This is a genomic window from bacterium (genome assembly GCA_035691305.1).
Taxonomy (GTDB): domain Bacteria; phylum Sysuimicrobiota; class Sysuimicrobiia; order Sysuimicrobiales; family Segetimicrobiaceae; genus DASSJF01.
On the sequence record DASSJF010000050.1, the window covers coordinates 58,316 to 81,859 of the forward strand.

General features: G+C 71.6%; 29 protein-coding genes and 1 riboswitch. Of the genes, 2 read left to right on the forward strand and 27 right to left on the reverse strand.

Translation table 11 applies throughout. The annotated features are described in order from the left end of the window. Positions 1-9 precede the first annotated feature (9 nt). The 10 genes from acpP to recG all read right to left on the reverse strand — a co-directional run bounded on the left by acpP (position 10) and on the right by recG (position 8,156). The gene (acpP, locus tag VFL28_09080) at positions 10-258 is read right to left on the reverse strand and encodes an acyl carrier protein (protein HET7264812.1); all 249 of its coding nucleotides are present in this window, start codon (positions 256-258) and stop codon (positions 10-12) included. A 17-nt stretch (positions 259-275) separates the two neighbouring features. Further along, complete coding sequence (gene fabG / locus VFL28_09085; protein HET7264813.1) at positions 276-1,022, reverse strand: 3-oxoacyl-[acyl-carrier-protein] reductase; 747 nt, start codon at positions 1,020-1,022, stop codon at positions 276-278. After that, positions 1,019-1,990, reverse strand: coding sequence for an ACP S-malonyltransferase (gene fabD / locus VFL28_09090; GenBank protein HET7264814.1), 972 nt, complete (start codon positions 1,988-1,990; stop codon positions 1,019-1,021). Before fabD ends, fabG begins: the two co-directional genes overlap by 4 nt. Continuing rightward, positions 1,951-2,949 carry a beta-ketoacyl-ACP synthase III gene (locus VFL28_09095; GenBank protein HET7264815.1) on the reverse strand — a complete coding sequence of 333 codons (999 nt, stop codon included), beginning with the start codon at positions 2,947-2,949 and terminating at the stop codon, positions 1,951-1,953. The genes fabD and VFL28_09095 overlap by 40 nt, the downstream gene beginning before the upstream one ends. Positions 2,950-2,968: 19 nt before the next feature. After that, entirely contained in the window at positions 2,969-3,997 is a 1,029-nt protein-coding gene (plsX, locus tag VFL28_09100) for a phosphate acyltransferase PlsX (protein ID HET7264816.1), read from the reverse strand. A gap of 28 nt (positions 3,998-4,025) precedes the next feature. Next, a complete protein-coding gene (gene rpmF / locus VFL28_09105; GenBank protein HET7264817.1) occupies positions 4,026-4,223 on the reverse strand; it encodes a 50S ribosomal protein L32 in 198 nt (65 codons plus the stop codon). Positions 4,224-4,237: 14 nt separating this feature from the next. Then, on the reverse strand, positions 4,238-4,768 hold the full coding sequence (locus tag VFL28_09110; GenBank protein HET7264818.1) for a DUF177 domain-containing protein: 531 nt from the start codon (positions 4,766-4,768) through the stop codon (positions 4,238-4,240). Positions 4,769-4,912: 144 nt separating this feature from the next. Further along, a complete protein-coding gene (gene coaD / locus VFL28_09115) occupies positions 4,913-5,419 on the reverse strand; it encodes a pantetheine-phosphate adenylyltransferase (GenBank protein HET7264819.1) in 507 nt (168 codons plus the stop codon). After that, on the reverse strand, positions 5,416-6,018 hold the full coding sequence (gene rsmD, locus VFL28_09120; protein HET7264820.1) for a 16S rRNA (guanine(966)-N(2))-methyltransferase RsmD: 603 nt from the start codon (positions 6,016-6,018) through the stop codon (positions 5,416-5,418). Before rsmD ends, coaD begins: the two co-directional genes overlap by 4 nt. Then, entirely contained in the window at positions 6,015-8,156 is a 2,142-nt protein-coding gene (recG, locus tag VFL28_09125) for an ATP-dependent DNA helicase RecG (GenBank protein ID HET7264821.1), read from the reverse strand. Before recG ends, rsmD begins: the two co-directional genes overlap by 4 nt. Before the next feature lie 162 nt (positions 8,157-8,318). Between recG and rpmB the strand changes: the two genes are divergently transcribed. Next, complete coding sequence (gene rpmB / locus VFL28_09130; GenBank protein ID HET7264822.1) at positions 8,319-8,510, forward strand: 50S ribosomal protein L28; 192 nt, start codon at positions 8,319-8,321, stop codon at positions 8,508-8,510. A 7-nt stretch (positions 8,511-8,517) separates the two neighbouring features. On the opposite strand, the gene hslO is transcribed toward rpmB, so the two are convergent. The 14 genes from hslO to VFL28_09200 form a co-directional block, all read right to left on the reverse strand. Beyond that, positions 8,518-9,435 carry an Hsp33 family molecular chaperone HslO gene (hslO, locus tag VFL28_09135; protein HET7264823.1) on the reverse strand — a complete coding sequence of 306 codons (918 nt, stop codon included), beginning with the start codon at positions 9,433-9,435 and terminating at the stop codon, positions 8,518-8,520. Positions 9,436-9,477: 42 nt separating this feature from the next. Beyond that, positions 9,478-10,269: a bifunctional hydroxymethylpyrimidine kinase/phosphomethylpyrimidine kinase gene (gene thiD / locus VFL28_09140; protein HET7264824.1), complete on the reverse strand. Its 792-nt coding sequence runs from the start codon at positions 10,267-10,269 to the stop codon at positions 9,478-9,480. Between the two features lie 14 nt (positions 10,270-10,283). Next, positions 10,284-11,342, reverse strand: a complete 1,059-nt coding sequence (gene thiL / locus VFL28_09145) for a thiamine-phosphate kinase (GenBank protein ID HET7264825.1) — start codon at positions 11,340-11,342, stop codon at positions 10,284-10,286. Then, complete coding sequence (gene thiE / locus VFL28_09150; GenBank protein HET7264826.1) at positions 11,332-11,985, reverse strand: thiamine phosphate synthase; 654 nt, start codon at positions 11,983-11,985, stop codon at positions 11,332-11,334. Before thiE ends, thiL begins: the two co-directional genes overlap by 11 nt. A gap of 2 nt (positions 11,986-11,987) precedes the next feature. Continuing rightward, positions 11,988-12,857, reverse strand: coding sequence for a hydroxyethylthiazole kinase (thiM, locus tag VFL28_09155; protein ID HET7264827.1), 870 nt, complete (start codon positions 12,855-12,857; stop codon positions 11,988-11,990). Then, complete coding sequence (gene thiW, locus VFL28_09160; GenBank protein HET7264828.1) at positions 12,841-13,347, reverse strand: energy coupling factor transporter S component ThiW; 507 nt, start codon at positions 13,345-13,347, stop codon at positions 12,841-12,843. Before thiW ends, thiM begins: the two co-directional genes overlap by 17 nt. Next, positions 13,344-14,009 carry a thiaminase II gene (gene tenA / locus VFL28_09165; protein HET7264829.1) on the reverse strand — a complete coding sequence of 222 codons (666 nt, stop codon included), beginning with the start codon at positions 14,007-14,009 and terminating at the stop codon, positions 13,344-13,346. Before tenA ends, thiW begins: the two co-directional genes overlap by 4 nt. Next, entirely contained in the window at positions 14,006-15,463 is a 1,458-nt protein-coding gene (locus VFL28_09170; protein ID HET7264830.1) for an acetylornithine deacetylase, read from the reverse strand. The genes tenA and VFL28_09170 overlap by 4 nt, the downstream gene beginning before the upstream one ends. After that, positions 15,460-16,431: an ABC transporter substrate-binding protein gene (locus tag VFL28_09175; GenBank protein ID HET7264831.1), complete on the reverse strand. Its 972-nt coding sequence runs from the start codon at positions 16,429-16,431 to the stop codon at positions 15,460-15,462. Before VFL28_09175 ends, VFL28_09170 begins: the two co-directional genes overlap by 4 nt. Further along, a complete protein-coding gene (locus tag VFL28_09180) occupies positions 16,428-17,285 on the reverse strand; it encodes an ABC transporter permease (protein HET7264832.1) in 858 nt (285 codons plus the stop codon). Before VFL28_09180 ends, VFL28_09175 begins: the two co-directional genes overlap by 4 nt. Next, entirely contained in the window at positions 17,282-18,022 is a 741-nt protein-coding gene (locus VFL28_09185; GenBank protein HET7264833.1) for an ABC transporter ATP-binding protein, read from the reverse strand. The genes VFL28_09180 and VFL28_09185 overlap by 4 nt, the downstream gene beginning before the upstream one ends. A 54-nt stretch (positions 18,023-18,076) precedes the next feature. Next, positions 18,077-18,196: riboswitch (TPP riboswitch) on the reverse strand. A gap of 74 nt (positions 18,197-18,270) precedes the next feature. Beyond that, positions 18,271-19,299, reverse strand: coding sequence for a dipeptidase (locus VFL28_09190; protein HET7264834.1), 1,029 nt, complete (start codon positions 19,297-19,299; stop codon positions 18,271-18,273). An 8-nt stretch (positions 19,300-19,307) separates the two neighbouring features. Continuing rightward, positions 19,308-19,622 (reverse strand): hypothetical protein, encoded by a 315-nt coding sequence (locus tag VFL28_09195; protein ID HET7264835.1) that lies wholly within the window; start codon positions 19,620-19,622, stop codon positions 19,308-19,310. Next, a complete protein-coding gene (locus VFL28_09200; GenBank protein HET7264836.1) occupies positions 19,619-20,626 on the reverse strand; it encodes an AIR synthase family protein in 1,008 nt (335 codons plus the stop codon). The genes VFL28_09195 and VFL28_09200 overlap by 4 nt, the downstream gene beginning before the upstream one ends. 121 nt (positions 20,627-20,747) lie before the next feature. On the opposite strand from VFL28_09200, the gene VFL28_09205 reads away from it, so the two are divergent. After that, the gene (locus VFL28_09205) at positions 20,748-20,984 is read left to right on the forward strand and encodes an Lrp/AsnC ligand binding domain-containing protein (protein ID HET7264837.1); all 237 of its coding nucleotides are present in this window, start codon (positions 20,748-20,750) and stop codon (positions 20,982-20,984) included. Between the two features lies 1 nt (position 20,985). Here the strand turns inward: VFL28_09205 and VFL28_09210 are convergent, their stop codons facing one another. From VFL28_09210 to VFL28_09220, 3 genes are read right to left on the reverse strand one after another with little or no spacing between them, the layout of a single operon-like run. Next, the gene (locus VFL28_09210) at positions 20,986-21,915 is read right to left on the reverse strand and encodes a Gfo/Idh/MocA family oxidoreductase (protein ID HET7264838.1); all 930 of its coding nucleotides are present in this window, start codon (positions 21,913-21,915) and stop codon (positions 20,986-20,988) included. Between the two features lie 2 nt (positions 21,916-21,917). After that, positions 21,918-23,036, reverse strand: coding sequence for a DegT/DnrJ/EryC1/StrS family aminotransferase (locus tag VFL28_09215; protein ID HET7264839.1), 1,119 nt, complete (start codon positions 23,034-23,036; stop codon positions 21,918-21,920). Positions 23,037-23,092: 56 nt separating this feature from the next. Then, positions 23,093-23,536: an SRPBCC family protein gene (locus tag VFL28_09220; GenBank protein HET7264840.1), complete on the reverse strand. Its 444-nt coding sequence runs from the start codon at positions 23,534-23,536 to the stop codon at positions 23,093-23,095. Positions 23,537-23,544: the final 8 nt, after the last annotated feature.

A 23,544-nucleotide genomic window follows, 5' to 3' on the forward strand; every position in this document is an offset into this window, starting at 1 on the left:
CGCGCCCGGTTATTCCGCGGGCGCCTCGACGTGGCCCTCGATGTACTTGACCGCCTCGCCGACGGTCGCGATCTTCTCCGCGTCCTCGTCCGGGATCTCGATGTCGAACTCTTCCTCGAGGGCCATGACGAGCTCGACGACGTCGAGCGAATCCGCGCCCAGGTCTTCGACGAACTTCGACTGCGGCGTCACCTGGGCGGCGTCCACGCCGAGCTGCTCCACCACGATCGCCTTCACCCGGTCAAATGCCGATGCCATTCGTGCACCTCCCGTGATTACCGCATGACCAGTCCGCCGTCGACGTTCAGGACCTGCCCGGTGACGTACGACGCGTCATCGGCCGCGAAAAACGCGACCGCGGCGGCGACCTCATCCGGCCGGCCGGTCCGCCCCACCGGGATCTGTTCGACGAAGCGCGCGCGCTGGGCGTCCGTGAGCTTGCCCGTCAGCCCGGTGTCGATGTACCCCGGCGACACCGCGTTGACCGTGATTCCGCGCGTGGCTACTTCCCGCGCGACCGCCTTCGTGAAGCCGATCACGCCGGCCTTGGCCGCGATGTAGTTCGCCTGCCCCGGGTTCCCGACCTCCGCCACGACGGACGAGATGTTCACGACCCGGCCCCATCGGTGCCGGAGCATCTCACGCAGCACGGCGCGGGTCAAGTAGAACGTCGCGTGCAGGTTGATCGCCATGATTTCGTGCCAGTCCTCGTCGCGCATCCGCACCAAGAGGCCGTCGCGCGTGAGCCCGGCGTTGTTGACGACGATGTCGAGCCGCCCGCGCCACGCGTGCGCCGCGTCGGCGCACTGCCGGCAGGCCTCGACGTCGGTTAGGTCGGCCTGGAGGATCGTTCCCTCGCCGCCCGCGGCGGTGATCTCCCGCAGCGTCTCCTCGGCCCCCTGGGCGTTGCGGCCGTAATGGACGATCACGGCCGCGCCTTCCCGGGCCAGGCGCGCGGCGATCGCGCCTCCGATGCCGCCCGATGCGCCGGTGACGAGCGCGACGCGCCCCGCGGCGATCAGGTCGCCACTCCCGGCGCCGTCAGCAGCGTGAGCGCCTCGTCGCGGGAGGCGGCGTCCTCGACGTGGCAGGTCGCCGCGTCGACGGTCCGGCGGATCATGCCGCTCACCGTGGTGCCCGGACCGATCTCGACAAAGAGATCGACCCCGTCCCGGCGCATTGCCCGCACGGACTCTTCCCAGCGAACGGGGGAGGCGACCTGCGCCAGCAGCGCCCGGCGGATCTCGTCCGCGATCCGCACCGGCGCGGCGGAGACGTTTGCAAAGACCGGAATGCGGGCATCCCGCAGCGGCAGCGCCTCGAGATCGCCGGCGAGCCGCTCCGCGGCCGGGGCCATGAGCCGCGTATGGAACGGCGCGCTCACGGCCAGGGGCATCGCCCGCCGCGCGCCGGCGGCCTTCGCGGCCTCGAGCACGGCGCGGACCGCGGCCGCCTCTCCACCGACGACGACCTGCCCGGGACTGTTGAAGTTCGACGGCTCCACCACGCCGAGGTGGGCCTGCGCCTCGCACACCGCGCGCACCCGGTCGCCGTCGAGCCCCATCAGCGCGGCCATCATCGTGTCGCGTCCCAGACAGGCCTCCTGCATGTACCGTCCGCGCAGCCGCACGAGCCGCACCGCGTCTTCGAGCGCCAGGGCGCCCGCACACACGAGCGCCGTGTACTCGCCGAGGCTGAGGCCGGCCGCGCAGGCCGGCGCGAGCGGCACCGTCGCGAGACAGGCGAGGCTTGCGGTCAGGAGCGCCGGCTGCGTGTTCTCGGTCTGCCGCAGCGCCTCTTCCGGGCCTTCGGCGCACATCCGGTAGAGGTCTACGCCGGCCGCGGCGCTCGCCCGGCGGAAGATCTCGCGCGCCTCGGGATGCCGCTCCGCGAGCTCGCGGCCCATTCCGACGTGCTGCGCGCCCTGGCCGGGAAAGACGGCCGCGGTCGTCACGCCGCCCCGCCCCACCGGATCGCGCAGGCGCCCCACGTGTACCCGCCGCCGAACGCCACCATGACGCCGATGGCGCCCTCGCGCACGCGCTCCGTCGCGACCGCTTCGTAGAGCGCCACGGGCACCGACGCGGCCGACGTGTTGCCGTAGTGCTGGACGTTGACGTAGAATTTTTCGATCGGCACGCGCATCCAGTGCGCCGCCGACTGGATGATGCGTAGATTCGCCTGATGCGGAATCACGAAGTCGATATCCGCGGGCGCGAGGCCGGCTTTGGCGATCGCCTCCAGCGCGGCGCGCGGGATCGTCCGGACCGCGAACTTGTAGACTTCGGGGCCGGCCATGCGGATGGTGTGCTCCTGGTGCTCCACCGTTTCGAACGACGCGGGTTTCCGGCTGCCCCCCGCCGGCAGGTACAGCTGCGCGGCACCCGCCCGGCCGTCTCCGCCGAGCGCGAACGAGAGAAAGCCGTAGCCCTCGCGCGCGGGACGCACGACCGCGGCGCCCGCCGCGTCTCCGAACAGAATACAGGTCGCGCGGTCCCGCCAGTTCGTGATCCGCGAGAGTGTCTCGGCCCCGACGACCAGGACGGTCTCGGCCTGATCGGCGACGACGGCGGCGTGGGCGACGCTCAGCGCGTACATGAAGCTCGAACACGCCGCGGAGACGTCGAGGCAGCCGACGGTGCGCGTGCCGAGCCGCTGCTGAAGGAGGCACGCCACACTCGGGAAGACCATGTCGGGCGTCGTCGTGCCGACAACGATCAGGTCCACGTCCGCGGGCGCGACGCCGGCCGCCCGGAGCGCCTCGACCGCAGCGCCGTAAGCCAGGTCCGAGGTGGCCGTCTCGGGCCCCGCGATGTGGCGCTCCTGGATACCGGTGTGCGATTCGATCCACGCGGGCGTGGTCTCGACCGTCGCCGCGAGCTCCGCGTTGGTCAGCACGCGCTCGGGCACGCACCGGCCCATCCCCACGATCGTGGATCCGCTTCGCACGCGTCGCCTCCTGGTGAAGTCAGACCGCGGAGAATCCCTGCGCGAGCGCCAGTTCCGCGAGATGCGCGACGTCGGCCCGGATCGCCTCGACCATGCGCGCGCGCACCGATTCGGCGGCCAGGCCGACAGCGTTGCGGACGGCTCTCGCCTTCGAGCTGCCGTGGCTCACGATGCAGATGCCGTCGACGCCGAGGAGCGGGGCGCCGCCGTACTCGGTGTGGTCGAGCCGGAGGGCCAGCGCGCGCAGGCGCGGGCGGGCGAGCGCCACGCCGAGCCGGACGAAAAGCCCGCGGCTCAGCTCCTCGCGTAGCAGGCTGAAGATGCCGAGGGCCAGACCTTCGCCGAACTTGAGAACGACGTTGCCGACGAAACCGTCGCAGACCACGACGTCCGCGTCGCCCGCGAAGACCCCGCGGCCTTCCACGTTGCCGATGAACCGGAGGCCGGACCGCCGGAGCAGCTCCGCCGAGCGGATCACGAGCTCGTTGCCCTTCGTGTCCTCTTCGCCGTTGCTGAGGAGGCCGACGCGCGGCGACTCGACGCCGAGGACGCGCGCGGCGTAGACGCTGCCCATCACGCCGAACTGCAGCAGATGCTTGGGGCGGCAGTCCACGTTGGCGCCGGCGTCGAGCATGATCACGCGGCCGCGCTCGCGGCGCGTGGGCAGCACCGCCGCGATCGCCGGGCGGTCGATCCCCTCGATCGGCCGCAGCGTCAAGAGCGCCGCGGCCATCACCGCGCCGGTGTTGCCCGCGCTGACCATGGCGTCGGCCTCGCCGCGCCGCACGAGATCGAGCGCGACCGCGATCGACGAGCGACGCTTCCGGCGGAGGGCCATCGCGGGCGCTTCGGCCATGCCGATGACCTCGGGGGCGTCGACGATCCGCAGGCGCCCCTGGTCCGGGAAGTGGCGCAGTTCATCCTTTAGGCGGTCGGCGGGACCGACGAGCACGACTTCGACGTCGAGGTCCCGGACCGCGTCCGCGGCGCCGGCGACGATCTCGTGCGGCGCGTGGTCGCCTCCCATCGCGTCGAGCGCGACCCGCATCACACGCGCGGCCCCACGCGGAGGATCACTAGGCGCTCTTGTCTTCCTTCGTCTTGATCTGGATCGCCTGACGCCCGCCGTAGTAGCCGCAGGCGGGGCAGACGCGGTGCGGCACCATCCGCGCGTGGCACTGCGGGCAGTCGACGAGCGTCACCGCGCGCGCCTTGAATACGGCGCGGCGGGACGCGGTGCGGGCCTTGCTGAATCGCCGTTTGGTCAGTCCCATCTCGTCACGCTCCCTTACGCCTCGCCGTCTCCGGCGCGCCAGCGCCGCAGGACCTCCAGTCTCGGATCCACGTTGTCGGCCGCGCACCCGCACGGCCCGTTGTTGAGGTCCGCCCCGCAGCGGGGACAGAGGCCGGGGCAATCGTCCCGGCAGCGCGGCGCGAGCGGCAGAGCCAGCAGCACGTGCTGCCGGACCACCTCCGCAACGTCGATCGTGTCGCCCTGCTCCACCGGGACCAGAAAATCGCGGGCGGTCAGCTCCCGCTCCGCGTCGGCTTCCTCGGGTTGCCCCGTCCGCGGCCCGTAGTCCTCGGCGACCTCCACGGTCAACGGCAGGTCAAAACGCCGGAGGCAGGCGCCGCAGGTGCACGTGGCGGCCGCCCGGACGCGGCCCCGAAGCGACACGCCCCCGGCCGTCCCGGTCAGCCGAATTTCGCCGGCGACCGGCCCGACGAAGGCGATGTCTTCGCTCGGCGCGGGCAGCGGTTCCGCGAACGCGAGCACCCGGACGCCGTCGCGGTCCGCCAGCAGCTCACTCACGCTCACGCGCACGTTCGCTACACCACCCTAACAACACAGTGCCCGGCGGATCTCGCCGGGCACACGAACACCCGTTCATTATACGGATCGCCGGTTTCCATTGTCAAGGCAGAGCAGGCGACCTCGGGAATCGATGGCACGTGTCTTGAGTTACGCGGGCCGGCGCGGCTTTGGGGCGCGCGCGAGGCGCTCTCCTGCCGCTGCGGGAATCAATCCCGCGACGGAACCGCCGAACGACGTCACCTCCCGAATGAGCGTCGAGCTTAGATAGGCGTATTCGGGACTCGTCATCATAAAGACGGTCTCGATCTCCGGATGTAACCGCTTGTTCATAGCGGCCATCTTGAGCTCGAATTCGAAGTCCTCGTTGGCGCGCAGGCCCCGGACGATCACCCCGGCATGGATCGAGGCCGCGAACTCGACCGTGAGGCCCTCGAACGCCCGCACCTCGATGCCCTCCTGCCCCGCCATCGCCGCCCGCAGCATCTCGACGCGATCGTCGGTCGAAAACATCGGCTGCTTGCCGAGGTTGTTGGCCACCGCCACGACCACGCGGCCGAAGACGCGCCGCGCCCGGACGATGATGTCGATGTGGCCGTTGTGGACCGGATCGAAGCTGCCGGGGTAGACCGCGGTGACACCGTCCGCCTTTGTCATGCGCCACCACCTTCCCCTGTCTTCGCAGGACCTTCGGCTGCATCCGCAGCCTCCTGTCTCACGTAGAACCAAAGGCCCGTCTCGCCGTAGCGCGCGTCGCGAATCCGGCGAAGTCCCGGGATCTCGCCCGGGTCGTCGCGCCAGTGCCCTTCCGCGGCGATGATACCGCCTGGAGCCAGAAGCGGCGAGGCCGCGAGACGCCGCAGCGTGCGCGCCGGCAGATCCTGGCCGTACGGAGGATCGAGCACGATCAGGTCGAAGCCCGCGCCCTCCCGCTCGAGCCCGTCGAGCGCGCCCGGCACCGCGCCGCGCCGGACTTCCGTGCGATCGTCGACCTGCGCCGCGGCGATGTTGCGGCGAATCGCGCCGACCGCGCGTGGATCGCGCTCGACGAACACGGCCCGTGCCGCGCCGCGGCTCAGCGCCTCGATGCCGAGCGCGCCCGTACCGGCGAAGAGGTCGAGGACGCGCGCGTCTTCGAGCCGCGGGGCGAGCGCGTTGAAGAGCGCCTCTTTGACGCGGTTCGAGGTCGGGCGCACGCCCGCGCCGGGCGTCCGAAGGTGCGCGCCTTTGGCCCTGCCGGAGGTGACGCGCATCATCCCACCCGCACGTTCTCGACGGGCGCCTGGCCGAAGCGCGCCCGCAGCGCTTCGGCCACCGTCCGGTGCGCCGGTTGCCGGAGCGCCGGATCCTTGACGAGGATCGCGGCGGCGTCCGTCCGCGCCCGCTCGAGCCACTCGCGGTCGCGCACCAGATCGGCGATCTTGAGGTCGCCGCGCACGCCGTGCTGCCGCAGCGCCTCGCGGCCGGCCTCGCCGAGCAGCTCGCCGATGCCGCGCAGCTCGAGGTCCCGCTGCGCGATTTCGAAGCCGTCGGTCGTCAGCTTCATCGCCTCGAGACGGAACCCGCCGTCCTCGGTCTTCGGATCGCCGACCAGCACACAGTACGAGGCGTGGCGGCCGCGGCCGACGCGTCCGCGCAGCTGATGGAGCTGGGAAAGCCCGAAGCGGTCGGCGTCTTCGATCACCATGACGGTGGCGTTCGGCACGTCGATGCCGACCTCGATGACGGTCGTGGCGACCAGCACGTCGATCGCCCCCGCGCGGAGCGCGTGCATGATCTTGTCCCGCTCGTCGACCTTCATCCGGCCGTGCAGCACCTCGACGCGCAGCCCGGCGAGCGGTCCGGTGCGAAGCCGCTCGGCGAGGCCGGTGGCGGCCTCGACCTGGAGCTTGTCGCTCTCTTCGATGAGCGGACACACCACGTACGCCTGGCGGCCCTCGCGGACCCGGTCCGCGGCCCACGCGTAGATCTGCGGACGGCGGGCGCCCGGCCGGACGTAGGTCTTGATCGGCATCCGTCCCGGCGGCATCTCGTCGAGGATCGAGACGTCGAGATCGCCGTAGAGCGACAGCGCGAGCGTCCGCGGGATCGGAGTCGCGGTCATGACCAGCACGTCCGGATGGGTGCCTTTACCGCGCAGTGCCGCCCGCTGCGCCACGCCGAACCGGTGCTGTTCGTCCACGACGACGAGCCCGAGCCGCGAGAAGCTGACGTCCTCCTCGATCAGCGCGTGCGTCCCGATGACGAGATCCGCGCCGCCGGTGCGGATCAGATCGAGCGCCTCCGCCCTCGCGGCGCGCGACAGCCCGCCGATCAGCAGCACGACCGTCACGCCGATCGGCTCGAGCAGTTCTTTGAGGCTCAGGTAGTGCTGCCCGGCCAGGATCTCGGTCGGCGCCATCAGCGCACCCTGCGCTCCTCCGCCGATGGATCGCAGCAGCGCCTCGGCCGCGACGACCGTCTTGCCGGACCCCACGTCGCCCTGTAGGAGGCGGTTCATCGGATGCGGGGCGCTCATGTCGTGCGTGATCTCGTTGACGACCCGCCGCTGCGCGCGCGTCAGCCGGTACGGAAGGCGGGCTTCGAAGCGCTCGAGCAGCGGCGCCGCGTCGCCGTAGCGGATGCCCTTCGGCTCGCGCTGCCGCCGCTGCTTATGCTGGAGCAGGAGCGTCTGAAACAGCAGCAGTTCCTCGTAGGCCAGCCGGTTCCGCGCGGCGCGCTGATCGTCTTCCGTCTCCGGAAAATGCAGGCTGCGGAGCGCGACGGCGAGGGGCGGAAACGCGTACCGGTTCCGGAGGGCGTCGGGCAGCCATTCCCTGACGGCGGGCGCGTGCTCGTCGAGCGCCCGCATGACCATCGTGCGGAGGATGCGCTGGGTGACGCCCTCGGTGGCGCCGTAGACCGGGACGATGCGTCCGGCGTGCAGCGTGTCCTCGCCGGGTTCCAAGGTTTCGAACTCCGGCGCGACCATCTGAATCTCGCCGCCCTGCCGCTGCACGCGTCCGTGCAGGATGACGCGCACCCCGGCGGACAGCTGCCGGACGATGTAGCCCTGGTTGTACCAGACGGCGTGGAGCACGCCGGAGCCGTCGGTGATCGCAGCCTTGACGATGACGAAGTTTCGCCGCCGCCGTACGCGGAACGCGCGGATGCTGCCGACGGTGCCCTCGACCGTCTCGACGGCGCCGTGCACGAGGTCGTAGACCTGGCGGAGCGTGCGCCGGTCTTCGACGCGCCGGGGCGGCCGGTACAGCAGGTCGCCGACCGTGCGGAGACCGAGTCCCTCCTCGAGACGGTCGGCGCGCTTCGGCCCGACGCCGGGGAGATAGCGAAGCGGGGTGTCGAGGGACGGCACGGCGGTCTCGCCAGCCGGTGCCTTGCCAGCGCCCGCCATGGCCGCCCCTGCCCTCCTGCGCCGATCTGCGTCGTCTGTTGGAACGTGTGCGGTCGTGGGATGCGTCCGGTCCATGTTCTACGGTTGAGGCGTTGCCCCTCCCGGCGCTCGTGTGCTAGACTTACCGGCGTCGCCCGCGGCGGCGATAAGGGGGTTCTTCTCATGGCACGACGTTGCGCCGTGTGCGGCAAGGAGCCGCGCACGGGAAACAGGGTCAGCCACTCGCATCACAAGACCAAGCGGCGGTTCAATCCAAATTTGCAGAAGGTCCGCGCGATGATCGGCGGCACGGCCAAGCGCGTGACGGTCTGCACGTCCTGCCTCAAAGCCGGCAAGGTCAAGCGGGTCGCCTGATCCGCGTCTAGACGACGGGCCCTCCGGCGCCGGGGTCCTGCGCCCCGCGCCGGAGCGCATCGATCAGCGCGCGCACCTCGTCCTCGCTCAGCACGTAGCGGTCCCCGCAGAACCGGCATGTCACCTCGGCCTGGCCTTCCTGCGCCAGCAGCGCCTCCAGCTCGTCCGCGCCGAGCACGCTCAGCATGCCTTGCACACGCTCGCGGGTGCAGCGGCACGCGAACGTGACAGGGCCCGCGCTCGGTGACTCGGATGCCATGCCGTCGAGCGCCGCCTCGAGCAGCTGCTCCGGCGTCCGGCCCGCCGCGACGAGATCCGTGATCGGCGGCAGCGCTCGCACCCGCTCCTCGATCCGCGCGACGACCTCGGGGTCCGCGCCCGGCAACGCCTGCACGCAGAGCCCGCCCGCGGCGAGGACGCGAAGGTCGCGCCCGACGAGCACGCCGAGCGCCACGGCCGACGGCACCTGCTCGGACCGGGCGAAATACGACGCGAGGTCCTCCCCGATCTCGCCGGAGACGAGCGGCGCCGAACCGTGGTACGGCGTGCGCATCCCGAGGTCGCGCGTTACGTGCAGCGTCCCGTTGCGGCCGACGAGGCCGCCGACGTCGAGCTTGCGGGCCGGCGTCGCCGGCAGGTCGGCCTGTGGGTTCATGACGTAGCCACGCACTCGGCCGGATGCGTCTGCCTGCGTAATGATGCCGCCCGCCGGGCCGTCGCCGAGCACGCGCAGCGTGACCAGCTGGCCGTCCTTGAGCCCCGCCGACAAGAGCGCCGCGGCCGTCAGCGTCCGGCCGAGCGCCGCGGTCGCCGTCGCCGACGTCGTATGCCGGATGCGGGCGTCCTCGACCATGTCCGTCGTGACCGTCGCCACGGCGCGCACCCTATCACCGGCCGCCGTCGCGCGGACCATATAGTCACCCATCGGTGTGAAATCCTCCCGTCGCTCTGTTGTCGGCGCCCCGCCCTATGCGCCCGAGCGCCACATCGGATTGACCGGGCCGTGCCCGCCGCCGATCGCGAGCGCGCCTGCAATCGCGCCCGTGATGAAGGTTTTCGCGGCGCGGATCGCCGCGGGCACCTCCTGGCCGCGCGCCAGCCCCGCGGTGATCGCCGCCGAGAACACGCAGCCTGTGCCGTGCGTGTTGCGCGTCGCGATCCGCGGCGCTTCGAGGTGCTCGAGCCGCGCGCCGTCGTAGACCGCGTCCACCGCGGCGCCGTCGAGGTGGCCGCCCTTCACCACGACCCAGCGCGGGCCGAGGTCCGCGATCCGCCGCGCGGCGTCGTCCATCTGCGCCCGCGTCCCGATCCGCATCCCGCACAGCGCCTCGGCTTCCGGCAGGTTCGGCGTCACCACGAGCGCCAGCGGCAAGATATGCCGCCGCAGGGCGTCTACCGCGTCGGGTCGCAGGAGCGCCGCGCCACCCTTCGCGATCATCACCGGATCGACGACGAGCCGGTCGAGGCGGTGGTGCCGGATCCGTTCGGCGACCGTCTCGATGATGCCCGCGCTGCTGAGCATGCCGGTCTTGGCGGCGTCGACGCCGATGTCCGAGACGACCGCGTCGACTTGCCGCGCCACCATCTCCGGCGCGATCTCGACGATCCCCGCGACGTCCCGGGTGTTCTGCGCCGTAATCGCGGTGACCGCGGTGAGCCCGAAGACCCCCAGAGCGGAAAACGTCTTCAGGTCGGCCTGCATGCCCGCCCCGCCCCCGGAGTCGGACCCCGCGATCGTCAGTGCCCGTGCGATCGGCATACCACGTCCCCTTCCTACCTAAACGCGCGGCGGGGGGCCAGGTGATCCCAGCCCGCCGGCCGGAGCGGTACCGCGCCCGCGGACGTGACGAGTACCCGTCCGTCGCGCTCCGGCAGCACCTCGCCGATCCGCGCGAGCGCGACGCCGGCCGCCGCGGCGACCTCGGCGGCGCGCCCCGCAAACTCCTTCGCCGCGGTAAAGAGCAGTTCGTAGTCTTCGCCGCCCCCGAGCGTCCAGGCGTCCGAGGACAGTCCGGCCGCGCGGGCGGCGTCCGCCAGCCCGCGCGGCACCGGCACCAACGCCGCGTCCAGGCGCGCCCCGACCTGCGATGCCTCCGCAAGGTGCAGCAGGTCGCTCGCCGTGCCGTCGCTCGTGTCGATCATCGCCGTGACGAGCCCCGATCGGGCGAGCGCTCCGAGCACCTGCCCCGCCGCGACGCGGGGGACGGGGCGCCTGTACGCCGCCTCCAGCGTCCTGCGTTCCGTTACGGCGACGTCGCCGTGCTCCAAGAGAAAGCGTCCGGCCGCGGACTTCCCCGCCGAGCCCGTCATCCACACACCGTCGCCGGGCCGCGCGCCGCGCCGCAACACCGGGTGTTCCGCTTCGCCGAGCAGCGTCACGTCGACGACAAGCGGGCCGGGCGTGAAGGAGACGTTCCCGCCGACGACGGCGACGCCGTGGAGCCGCGCGATTTCGGCCATGCCGCAGTACAGGTCCTCGACCGCGGCGGAGCCCGCCGAGGCCGGCAGCAGCAGCGACACGAGCGCGTGCTTCGGGATACCGCCCATCGCCGCGATGTCGCTGAGGTTCACCGCGAGCGCCCGCCACCCGACGTCCGCCGGCGTGCACAGCTCGCGGGTGAAGTGGACGCCCTCCACCTGCACGTCACAGGTGGCGAGCACCGTGGCACCCGGCCGGAGGACCGCCGTGTCGTCACCGATGCCCCGCACCACGCCGGCGCCGACCCCGGGCACGAGCGACCGGAGGCGTTCGATCAGCTCGAACTCGCCGAGCGCCGGGCCCGGCCGCTGCCAGGCGCCACTCGCCGGCCACGATGAGATCTCAGCCGGCACGCGCCCGATCGACCTCCTCCCGCAGGCGCCGCGTGGCGGCGGCCATGTCGTCCGCCATCGTGACCGCGGTGATCACGGCGACACCCGCCGCCCCGGCGCGGATGACCGGGGCCGCGTTCTCAATCGTAATGCCGCCGATCCCGACGACGGGCAGGTCGCAAGACGCCGCGACCTCGCGGACGCGCGCGATCCCCACCGCCTCCCCCGCGTCGGGTTTGGTGGCCGTCGCGTAGACCGCGCCGACCCCGAGGTAATCGGCGCCGTCCCGCGACGCCGCGTCCGCCTCCTCCCGCGTCGCCGCCGACACGCCGAGGTACGGCGCCGCGCCGAGCAGGGCCCGCGTCGCCGCCGCCGGCAGGTCGTCCTGGCCGACGTGCACGCCGCCGGCTTCCGCGGCGAGCGCGACGTCCACACGATCGTTGACGATGAACGCCACCCCCGCGTCGCGGCAGCGCGCGGCGATGCGCCGGGCGGTCTCGAGCACGGTGCGCGCCGGCGCGTTCTTCATCCGGAGCTGCACCGCGGTTGCCCCTCCGCGGATCGCGGCCTCCGCAATCTCGATGTGCGAGCGTCCGCGGGCCTGCGCGGGATCGGCGGTAATTACGTACACCCGCCAGTCGCCGCGGCCGCCGGGCGACCGCAGGGTCACGACGGCGTCCTGCCGCCGGCGGCGGCGACGCGTTCCACGGTCCAGCGGCCGCGGGCCACCGAGTCTGGTTCGAGGGCGGCCAGCGCGTCGAAGAGGCCCACCCGGAACGAGCCGGGCCCCGCCGCGGCCCGCGCCGCCTCTTCGGCCGCGATCTCGAAGCAGGCGAGTCCGGCCACGGCGGCGGCGAGCGCGTCCGTCTCCACCGCGGCGAACGCGCCGATGCACGCCGTCGCCATGCAGCCGCTGCCGGTGATCCGGGCCAACCAGGGATGGCCGTGCGCGAGGCGCACGAGACGCGCGCCGTCGGTCACCACGTCAGCTTGGCCGGTCGCCGCGACCGCGCAGCCAAACCGGAGGGCGAGCCCCGCCGCCACCCCCACGCGCACGTCGCGGCTGACTCGGGCCTCGTCCGGCTCCGGCACCGCGTCCACGCCGCGCACGCCGCCCGGCCTGCCCGCGAGCGCCGCGATCTCACCGCCGTTGCCGCGCACACAGGCCAACCGCACCTCCGCGACCAGGCGCTCGGCCTGGGCGGTGCGAAACGGGGTCGCCCCGACGCCGACCGGGTCGAGCACGACGGGAATCCCTCTGCGGTTGGCGCGCCGGGCGGCCAGCAGCATCGCGTCCACGCCGGCGAGACTCAACGTGCCCAGGTTCAAGACGAGCGCCCGCGCCTGGGCCACCATGGCCTCGACCTCTTCCGGCGCGTGCGCCATCACCGGCGCCGCGCCGACCGCGAGGGTGATATTGGCAACATCGTTCTGCGTGACCGTATTGGTGATGTGGTGAACGAGCGGCCGGACGTCCCGGACGCGCGCCAGCAGCGCCGCCGCCGCCTCCGGATCGAGGTTAGACCCTGGCGTCAACGCGCGCCATCCCGATCGCCGGACGCAACAGGCGCACCACGATGTACCCCAGGACCGCGCCCGGGATGCTGCTCGAGAGGAAGGCGGCCTGGAACCACCAGATCGTGTGATGCGAGCCGACCAGCGGCTGGAAGGCCAGCGCGGCCAGTGTCGCCCCGATCGGTCCCGTGCCGATCGGCTCGGTCAGTGCCGCGAGATCGTTGCGCCACCACCGGTAGGCGTATCCGACGACGAGCGCGCCGAACGGGCTGCCGGGGAACGCGAAGATCGAGCCCCAGTGTAAGTTGTACCGTAAGATCGCCGTGACGAGCGCGGCGCCGGCCGCGTACCACGGCCCGATCATCACCGCGGCGACGACGTTCACAGTGTGCTGCAGGGGCGCGACGCGCGTCGGCCCGACGGGAATGCTCAGCGGCCCGAGCACCGTCGCCATCGCCGCGAACATCGCCGCGAGGACAAGACGCCGGAGATGCAGGCTTTGGTTCGTCATACCGGCCACTCCTCCATTCGCTGTGCCGTCTCCCAGAACAGGTACTCGTATCGGACGCTCGTCAGGAAGATCTCGCGGAGCGCCGCCTCGTCGTGGATGGAGATCTCCTCGCCGAGGCGGTCGAGCAGGCCGGCCAGCCAGTGCGCCGCCGCCGCGTACTCGTCTGCGGTGTAGGCCTTGATCCAATTTTCATAGGCGGGGACGCGGGGGAGCCCGCGGGCGCGAAGGGCCGAGGCGATCTCCCAATAGCCGTGCGCGCAGGGCAGAATCGCGGTGACGATCGAGACTAGGGCCTTGGTCTCCGCGACCAGGCGGAGGTGGTTGGTGTAGCCGAGCGTCGTCGCCGACGGCCGCGTGTCCTCGAGGGTCTCGGGCGAAATGCCGCACGCCCAGCAGGTCTCCCGGTGCAGATCCATCTCCACGTTGAGCGTCTGGTTGAGCAGATCGGAGAAGCGCCCCGCGATCGCGACCTCGTCCGCGCGCGCCGCGGCCAGCGCGAGCACGCGGCAGTACTCGATAAGAAAAAGGTAGTCTTGCCGCAGATAGTACTGGTACTGGTCGCCGGGCAGCGTGCCGTCCCCGAGGCCGCGGACGAACGGGTGCGCCAGAATCCGCTCGCGGATCGGCGCGGCGTCCTCTTGCAGGCGCGCGAACAGGCTCATGCGCCGGTCGCAACCCCACCCGCGCGCGGATCTCCGGCGGCCGTCCGCGAGTTTACGCACGCGGTGTCGTCGATTCCGCACCATGCCGCGATGAACCGGGAGTACACCCGCGCGCACCGCACGAGATCGTCGAGGGCCACGTATTCGTTCACCGCGTGCGCCTGTCCCCACCCGCCCGGTCCGTAAACGACGGCCGGGGTGCCGCGCGCCGCGAGCCAGCCCGCGTCGCATACGCCGCCGGAGGTCCGGCGGCCCGGCCGCTCGCCGCGGACATCCGCGTGGGCCGCCGCCAGCAGGACGGCGCCGGGATGGTCCGGCGGCGTCTCGAACGCCGGAAACACCTCGCCGCGATCTTCGATCATCGACCGCCCTCCCCAGCGAAACACCGGCGGATGGTCGCGCAGCCACGGGTCCGCCGCGGCCGCGGCCCGCACCGCGGCCTCGATTTCGCGCGTCACGCCCGCCATCGTCTCGCCGGGATAGAAGTGCACCGTAATCCACAGCGCGCACCGGTCGGCGATGAACGCGGGGTGGCGGCCGCCCTCGATCGCCGCCGGGTTGATCGTCGTCGTACCCGGCGGGAAGCCCGGGTGCGACTTCACCACCGCCCAGTGCCGTTCGAGCGTCTGCAGCGCCTCGAGCACGACCATCATCTTCTCGATCGCGCTCGCGCCGCGCACACCGCCGCCGGCATGGATCATCCGCCGGCGCAGTGCGTCGTGAAACGTCTCCGGGCTCTGGATCGTGATCCATCCGGTGACCACGCCGCCCTGGCCGAGCGAGATCTCACCGCTGCTCGGCTCCACGACGAGTGCGAGATCCGTCCGCGGACTGTGGTCGAGGGCCGTGAGCGTGCCGGCTTCCCCCATCTCCTCGCCCGTCACGAACTGGACAACGATGTCGCCGCGCGGCCGTCCGACCGCCGCCACGACCGTCTCGAGGGCGACGATCGCCGCCGCGATGCCGCCCTTCATGTCGGTCGCGCCGCGCCCGTAGATTCGGCCGTCCCGCCGGACAGGGCGGAACGGCGGCGACGTCCAGGGTTCGTCCCGCGCCGTGGCGGCGACGTCGACGTGCCCGTTGATCAACAGTGACCGTCGGCCGGCGGACCGGCCGGCGTCCGACTCGCCGGCCACGATGACATTCGCGCCCCCGCGCCCGGCCAGCCGCGCGACGAGCTGCGGATCGCCGGGATACAAAGGGTACATGGCGACCTCGGCATCGAGCGCGCGGAGCCGCTCCGCCAAAAACTCCTGGATCGCCGTGGTGTTGCGGCCCGGCGGGCACGGTGTCTCAAACGCGATCAGCCGCTCGGTGAGCGCGAACAGCTCCTCCCGGCGGCGGTCGAGTGCCGCGTCGACGTCGCGCGCCCAAGGCCACACCGGCTTCATCTCCACGGCGGTTTCTCCATCTGCGCCGACCACCCGGTCGCCGTCGCGGCCTCCTGCCGTCACGGAGCGAGGTTCGTGTAGAGCTGGTCGGCCGGCACGGCCGACGGAATTAGCCTGCGCGCGGCCATCCAGCCCGCATAGGCGGCCCAGCGCCCGCGCGCCTGGTGCTGGCTGCGGGCGTAGGCGGGCAGCGTCGCCTCGAACGACCGGCGGTTGAAGGTATCGTCGAGCTTCGGGTTGAGCCCGACGTAGTACTTGAACGCCTGGTCCGGGTGGGCGGTCGTCAGCGCCAGCCCGCGCCCGACTGCTCGAACGAACCCGGCAAGCGGGTCGCGGCGCGATTGGACCGCCGCGTCATTGGCGATCAGGACGAGTTCGTAGAACGGCGGCACGCCGTAGCGCTCCGGCTCGAACATGCCGACCGCCTGGCCCTGCATCTCGATCTGGATGCGCTCGACGTTGCGGTACGCGCCGAACACCGCGTCGACCCTCCGGGACAAGAGCGCCGGTACGATGTCGAAGCCGACGTTGACCAGAGTGACGTTGGCCTTGGTGATTCCGTCGGCGTTGAGAATCTGGTCGATCAGCGCCTCCTCGAGGCCCGAGACCGCGAAGCCGACGCGCCGGCCGGCGAGGTCGCGCGGCCGGCGGATGCCGGAGCTCTTCAGGAACATGACGGTCGTCAGCGGCTGCGCGACGAGGAGCCCGACGCTGCGCACGGGCAGGCCTTGCGAGCGCGCAAAGATCACACCCGATTCGTAGTTGACCGCGACGTCGACCTTCCGCGCCGCGACGAGCTTCAGGGGGTCGTCCGCGTTGGCGGGGACCTCGAGGGTGACGTCGAGGCCGGCCTCCTTGAAGTACCCCGCGCCCATCGCCGCGTAGAGCGGGACGTGGTCCGGGTTCGGGAACCAGTCCAGCATGAACGTCACCCGCGCCGGCACGGCACCCGCCGCGCCCTTCCCCGCGCCGAACGCGCGGGCGAGGGCCACGGCACCCCCCGCGATGAACCGCCGGCGCCCGAATCTCACGCTTCCTCCCACTGCTCCTGGGCGAGGCCCGCCCGCCGCCACGGCAGCGCCGTCCACTCGACGAGCGAGACCGTCCAAAACAGGGCCGTGGCCATGACGCTCAGATACACGATCACCGCAAAGACCAGGTCAACGTGCAGTTGCGCGTTGGCGTGGATCATGAGATAGCCCAACCCGCGGGTCGAGCCGACCCATTCACCGATGATCGCGCCGATCACGCTCGTCGCGATCGCGATGCGCGTGCCGGAGAAGACGAAGGGGAGCGCGGCCGGCACGCGGACCCGCCGCACGATCTGCGCCGGACGGGCGCCCAGGACCTTCAGGAGGTTGACGATGTCCGGATCGGCGGCCCGCAGGCCGTCCACGGTGTTGACGACGATCGGGAAGAACACGATGAGCGCCGCCATGACGACCTTGGACAGCATCCCGTATCCGAACCAGACGACGAGCAGCGGCGCGATCGCGAACACGGGCACGGTCTGGCTCGCGATCACGAGCGGGTAGACCGCGCGCTCGACGGTGCGCGACGAGAAGATCGCGAGCGCGAGCATCACCCCGACGATGAACGCGATCGCGAAGCCGACCATCACCTCGCCGAGTGTCACCGCCGCCTCTCCAAGCAGCAGCGCGCGGTCGGCGACGAGCACGCCGGCGATTCGGCTCGGGGCCGGCAGAATATAGAACGGGATGCCGAATGCCCGCACCGCGATCTCCCAGCCGGCCAGGACGACCGCGAATAGGGCCAGCGGCGGGAGGATGCGCGCGACGGCGGCGCGCAGGCGCCGTGCGGACGCCGGCCCGGCGGGCTGGTCCAGCGGCGACGCCGCGGCCGCAGCCGCCCTCAGTACGCTCATGAGAAGGCTTCCGCCATGTCGGCGTGCAGCAGGTCGAGAACGGCCGCCTTTTCGGCGACCACGCCCGGATCGGTGGCGCGTCTCGGGCGCGGCAGCTCGAGCCGCCGCTCCGCCCGGATGCGGCCCGGCCGCGCGGTCATGACGTAGAGGCGGTCGGAGAGCAGCACGGCCTCTTCGACGTCGTGGGTGATGAACAGCACCGTGCGTCCGAACTCGTCGCGCAGGCGGAGCAGGAAGCCCTGCATTGCCGTTCGGGTCATCGCGTCGAGCGCGCCGAACGGCTCGTCGAGCACCAGCAGATCGCGCCGGCACAGCAGCGTCCGGACAAGCGCGACACGCTGGCGCATCCCGCCGGAGAGCGTCGCGGGATACGCACGTTCGAATCTCTCCAATCCGAACCGCCGCAGCATCGCGTGCGCTTGCTCGTGCGCGGCGGGGCGCGGCGTTCCTTGAATCTCGAGGCCGAGGACCGCGTTGTCGAGGACGGTGCGCCAGGGCAGCAGCAGGTCCTTCTGCTGCATGTAGGCGACCGGGCCGGCGACGGTGACGGTCCCGGCGTCCGGGCGGACGAGTCCGGCCACGACGTTGCACACCGTGCTCTTGCCGCACCCGCTCGGTCCGAGCAGCGTCACGAACTCCCGCGGCCCGACGCCGAGCGACACGCCGGCCAGCACGTCGAGCCATTCGCCGTCGTGGCGGAACCGCTTCCTGAGACCTCTGATCTCCAACGCCGCCATGCCGTCCGCCCGGATTCCTCCCCAAAAGCAACGCGCGCCGCGACCGGAACCCGGGCGGCGCGCCACCACGTCTCCCTCCGCTGGCATTACCCAGATCAGGTTCCGGGGTCGATGGCAGGGTCTGTCGTAGCCATCCTCTCAGCCTGGTTGTCCCAAGCTCCCCCACATGCTATTCGGTTGTCGACGACCGCTAGTATACCACTGCAACCAACGGGCGGGAAGGCGGGTGGCGTGCTTGGTTCAAGCGGCTACTCCCCCCAAGTCTCGCGCAGCACGCGGATCCAGTTGCCGTGCAGGAGCTTCTTCAAATCTCCGTCCGTATGGCCGCGCGCCCGGATCGCCGCGACGAGCTTCGGCAGCCCGGCCGCGTCCTTCAACTCCGCCGGCACGGTCGTGCCGTCGAAGTCCGAGCCCAACGCAACGCAGTCGATTCCCATCCGCTCAACCATGTAGCCGATGTGCTCGGCCATCACGGCGATCGGCGTGTCGGGATTGCGCGCGCCGTCCTCGCGCAGGAACCCGATCGCGAAATTGAGGCCCACTACACCGCGACTGTCGCGCACCGCGTCGAGCTGCCGGTCGGTCAGGTTGCGCGGGTTTTGGCAGCGCGCGTGCGCGTTGGAGTGCGTCGCCACGAGCGGCGCGTCCGTGATCGCCGCGACATCCCAGAAGCCCCGCTCGTTGATGTGCGAGAGGTCGATCATCACCTTCCGTGCGTTGAGCCGCCGGACGAGCGCCCTGCCGGCATCAGTCAGCCCGGGACCGATGTCCGGGGCGCTCGGAAAGGTGCGCGTCGGCACGCCCGTGGCGAACGCGTTGCGCCGGGCGTGCGTCAGGCCGACGGACCGCAGTCCCGCGGCGTGGTAGACTTCCAGCGCGTGGCCGTCGGGATCGAGCGGCTCGGCGCCCTCGAGGTGCAGCAGCATCGCGTGCGTGCCGTGGTCCAAGCACCCCTGGATCTCCGCGGCGGTGCGCACCACCTTCACCCGTTCGTTCGAGGCCTGCGCGATCTCGAGCAGACGTCCGAAGATCGTCAGCAGCTGGTTCTGCGCGGGCCCGAGATCCGGACCGGGGGGGACCTGCGGCGGATCCGCGCTCTGCGCCGGCGGCACGTACATCGCGTAGAATCCGCCTCCGAGACGTCCCTCGACCGCCCGCGGCAGATCGATGTGCCCTTCGCTCGACCGTTCGAAGAACGAACGACCGGTCCGCGTCAGGCTGAGGATCGTGTCGTTGTGGCCGTCGAAAATCGGCGGGTACGAAGCGGCTGTCGCCATCTCCCCTCCTAGCGGAACTTCAACTTGACGCGACGCGACAGGAGGCGCCCGATCCGCCGCTCCATGCGCGCGCTCGCGAGCCTGGCCGCCTGCTCGATCGCGGTCAGCGGCCGTGCGCGGTGCCCCCGCGGGATCTCGAGTTGCGACTGCGACCGCAGCGTCGGTCCGGGCGGGCCGGCTTCCGAACCCTCGTTCCGTGGGCGTTCGATCTGGACGGGTTTGGCCGGGACGGCGCGCTTCGGCTTCTTGTCGCCGGCGGCCGGCTTCCGAACCCCCCGCGCCTTTCGAGGCGCGCGCGCGCGCTTGGCGCGCCGCTTCTTCATCGTCCGAGGACCCGCCACAACTCGTCGCGGGCGGGCGGTTCGAGGGCGGCCTCCCGCCCGGCGCGGCGCACCCGCCGTGCCCCCGCCTCAAGCGTCGCGATCACCGTCGCCGCGACGCCTGCGCCTTGGATTGCGCGCGCGGTCTGTCCCGGGTCGGGGGTGACGACGAGGAGCGCGCCGCTGCCGATGAGCGCGAGCGGGTCCGCGCCGACGGCGTCGCAGATCGCCCGGGTCTCCGGAAGCACCGGCACCCGGTCGGCGTCGAGCAGGACCCCGAGCCCCGACGCCGCGGCCATCTCGTAGACCGCCCCGAGCACCCCGCCCTCCGTCACGTCGTGCATCGCGCGCGCTCCGGCGGTCGCCGCGGCGCGCGCTTCCGGGAGCACGCTGAGACGTTCGCGAAATGCGCGGGCCCGTGCGAGGCCGGTCTCGCCGATGGCACCGGCCAACTCCGCGCCGCGGACGTCGGCCAGGATCGCCGTCCCCTCGATGCCGGCAGCCTTGGTCAGCAGCACGGCGTCGCCCTGCCGCCCGCCGCCGCTTCGAATCAGGCGGCCGCGCGGCACGCGCCCAAACGCGGTGACGACCACGATCGTGCGCGCGAGCCCGCCGACTACCTCGCTGTGGCCGCCCGCGATTTCCACGCCGAGCGAGCCCGCCGCCGTCCCGGCGTCCCGCATGATGCGCGCGAGGTCCTCCGCGGCCCGGTCCGGCGCGAGCAGAATCGTCAGCACGACGGCGACCGGCTCCGCACCGGCCGCCGCGAGATCGTTGGTACCGATGAGGAGCGCGTACCACCCGAGGTCCTCGCCCGCGCCGGTGATCGGGTCGGTGGTCACCGCGGCGAGGCCCTCGCCGAAATCGACGACGGCGCAGTCCTCGCCGAACGCGGAGTGCACGAGCACGTCGGCGCGCCGGACGCCGAGGTTTCGGTACACTGCCTCGTCGAGGAGTTGCGGCGGAACCTTTCCGACGGGGACGCGGCGTCCGGCATCCCCCGTCATCGGCGACGCCGTCGCATCTTGGCGCCTAGTCCCGATTCCGTGGGGCGGCGCCGTGGCATTTCCGGCGGCTTATGCCGCTCGTGCGGGGAACCCCAGCGGTCGCGCCGAATCACCGCGGGCGATGCCTGAGACCGCGTTCGTTCTCATCAACCTCAACCGCAGCACCCCGGCGGAAGTGGCGCGCCTCGTCCGCGCGCTGCCGGGCGTGGCGCAGGCGCACGCCGTGATGGGCGACTACGACGTGCTGGCCGTCATTCACGCGGACGTCACACGGGAGATTTCGACGCTCGTGGACGAGCACATTCGGACCATCGAGGGTGTGGCAAAGATCGTGACCTGCGTCGCGGTACGGACGTAGGCTACACCGCCACGCGCGGCGTGATCACCGTCATCTTCTGCAGGATCTCGAGGGCCACCTCGAGGGCCCGCAGCCCGTCTTCGCCCGACACGAGCGGTGAGGCTTCGCCGCGCACGCACTGGACGAAATGCGTCAGCTCGGCGCGCAGCGGCTCGCCCGCCGGTACCGTGAGCCGCCGTTCCTCGCCGTCCCGCCGGACCGTCAGCTGCTGCCCGAGATAGTTGAGGTGGACGAAGCCGTCCGGCAACGTGATCTCGAGCTCCGCCACCTTGACCGGCGAAACGCGGCTCGCGACGAAGTTCGCCATGCATCCGCTGCGCAGCGTCAGGTGCGCCACCGCGAGATCCTCGTCCTCGCCGTGAATGGCCGCGCCGACCGCGCTCACCTTGGCGACCGGCGCCCGCATCAGGTGCAGGACGATGTCGAGGTCGTGGATCATGAGGTCGAGCACGACCCCGACGTCCATTATGCGGCGCGGGTTCCAGGGCCGCACGCGGCGGACCTGAATGAACAGCGGGTCGCGCACCAGGTCGCGCAGGCGCTGCACGGCCGGTTTGAACCGCTCCACGTGGCCGACCAGCAGCACCAATCCGCGCCGCTGCGCCAGGTCCACGAGCTCGGCCGCCTGGTCTACGCTCGTCGTGATCGGCTTCTCGACCAGCACATGAATGCCGTGCTCGAGGAAGTCGCGCGCGATCTCGTAGTGCAGCGCGGTCGGGACCACGAGGCTGACCGCGTCGACGCGGCCGAAGAGCTGCCGGTAGTCGCCGAACCCCGTCGTGCTGTAGCGCCGCGCGAAGTTGCCGGCTTCCCGCGACGCCGTATCGACGACGCCGGCCAGCGCCGTCCCCGGCATCTGGTGATAGATGCGGACGTGGTGCTGCCCCCACTGTCCCAGCCCCACGACTCCGATGCGGATGGGCTCGGCCACGGTCAAGGTCCCCCCGGGTCGAACCCGCGCACGGCGTCGACGATCCGGTCGATGTCCGCGTCGGAGACCCCGGGATGCACCGGCAGGCTGAGGACCTGCTCGGCCGCGCGCGCCGCCTCGGGGCAGCGGCTGTCTCCGAACCGGCCTCGATAGTAGGGGGTCGTGTGAATGGGCGACGGGTAGTAGACGCGGGTCCCGATCCCCTCTTCCTCGAGGTGCCGGCGGAGGCCGTCGCGGTTGCGCGTCGCGCGCACGGTGTATTGATGGAAGACGTGCGTGCACCCCTCGGGTTCGACCGGGCACGTGAGCCACTCGAGGCCCGCGAGGCCTCGAGAGAGCCGCGCCGCGTTATGACGCCGCCGGGCGTTCCAGCCGTCGAGCCGCGCGAGCTGCCCGATCCCAATCGCCGCCGCCATCTCGGTCATCCGATAGTTGTAACCCTCGGCTTCATAGAGGTACTGCTGGCGCTCACCGCCGCGAACGAAGAGCCGCGCGCGGTCGGCGACCGCCGGGTCCGTGGTCGTCACCATCCCGCCCTCGCCGGTGGTCATGTTCTTCGATGGATAGAAACTGAAGGCCGCCGCGCGGCCGAGGGCCCCGGCGGGGCGGCCTCGGAACATCGCCCCGTGCGCCTGGGCGGCATCTTCTATCAGGGTGAGCCCGTGCGATGCCGCGAGCGCCTCGAACCGGTCGACGGCGCACGGCAGCCCGTACAGATGCACGAGGAGAATGGCCCCCGCCCCGGGGGTCCGGTGCAGCGCTTCCGCCGCGGACTCCGGGTCGAGGTTATATGTGTCCGGATCAATGTCCGCGAAAACCGGCTCAGCGCCGCACGACAAGATCGTCCCCGCGGTCGCTCCGTAGGAGAACGTGGTCGTAATGACTCGGTCTCCGGGCCCGATACCGGCGGCCTTGAGCGCCGCCATGAGCGCCGTCGTCCCGGAACTGGCCGCGACGGCGTGCGGAACCGCGAGATAGGCCGCGAAGGCGCGCTCGAAGTCGGCCACACGCGGACCGGCCACAAAATGGCCGGAATCGAGGACTTCGAGGACGCGGCGCTTATCCTCGTCGGAGATCAGAGGTTGGGCGATCGGGATGAGGTGGCGCGAGGTCGTCGGCATGATTCAGGACGTGGCCGGGCTACCTCCCGTTCGAACGGTTGTTCTGCACTTCGAGATCATTTCCTGCCCTCGATCTGCCGCTGTAGCGCCGCCAACATGCCGTCGATGTTCTCCTGCATTTTCACGCGCAGCAGGCCGCTCAGCAGCCGGCCGATCAGCGGAATCCCGAACTCGAAATCCACCGTGATGGTCGTCCGCGTGCCGTCCCCGTCGGCCGCAAATTCCCAGGTGCCCTCATAGATGTCGAAGTCCCCTTCCCGCTGCCGGAACCGGCAGCGGTGGGCGGTGTCGTCCCACGTGTCTTCCTCCACCCAGCGGATGCGGCGGCCTTCGACGATGCCGACCCATTCCGACAGCGCCGGCACGTCCCCACTCCGTTCGAGGACGGTCACCCGTTCGAGGTCCGGCATGAACTTCGGGAAATCTTCCACGCGCTGCGCGCTCGCGTAGACGGCGTCGAGCGGCGCGCGGATCAGGATCGACGCGCGTACTTGCGGCATGCTCTCCC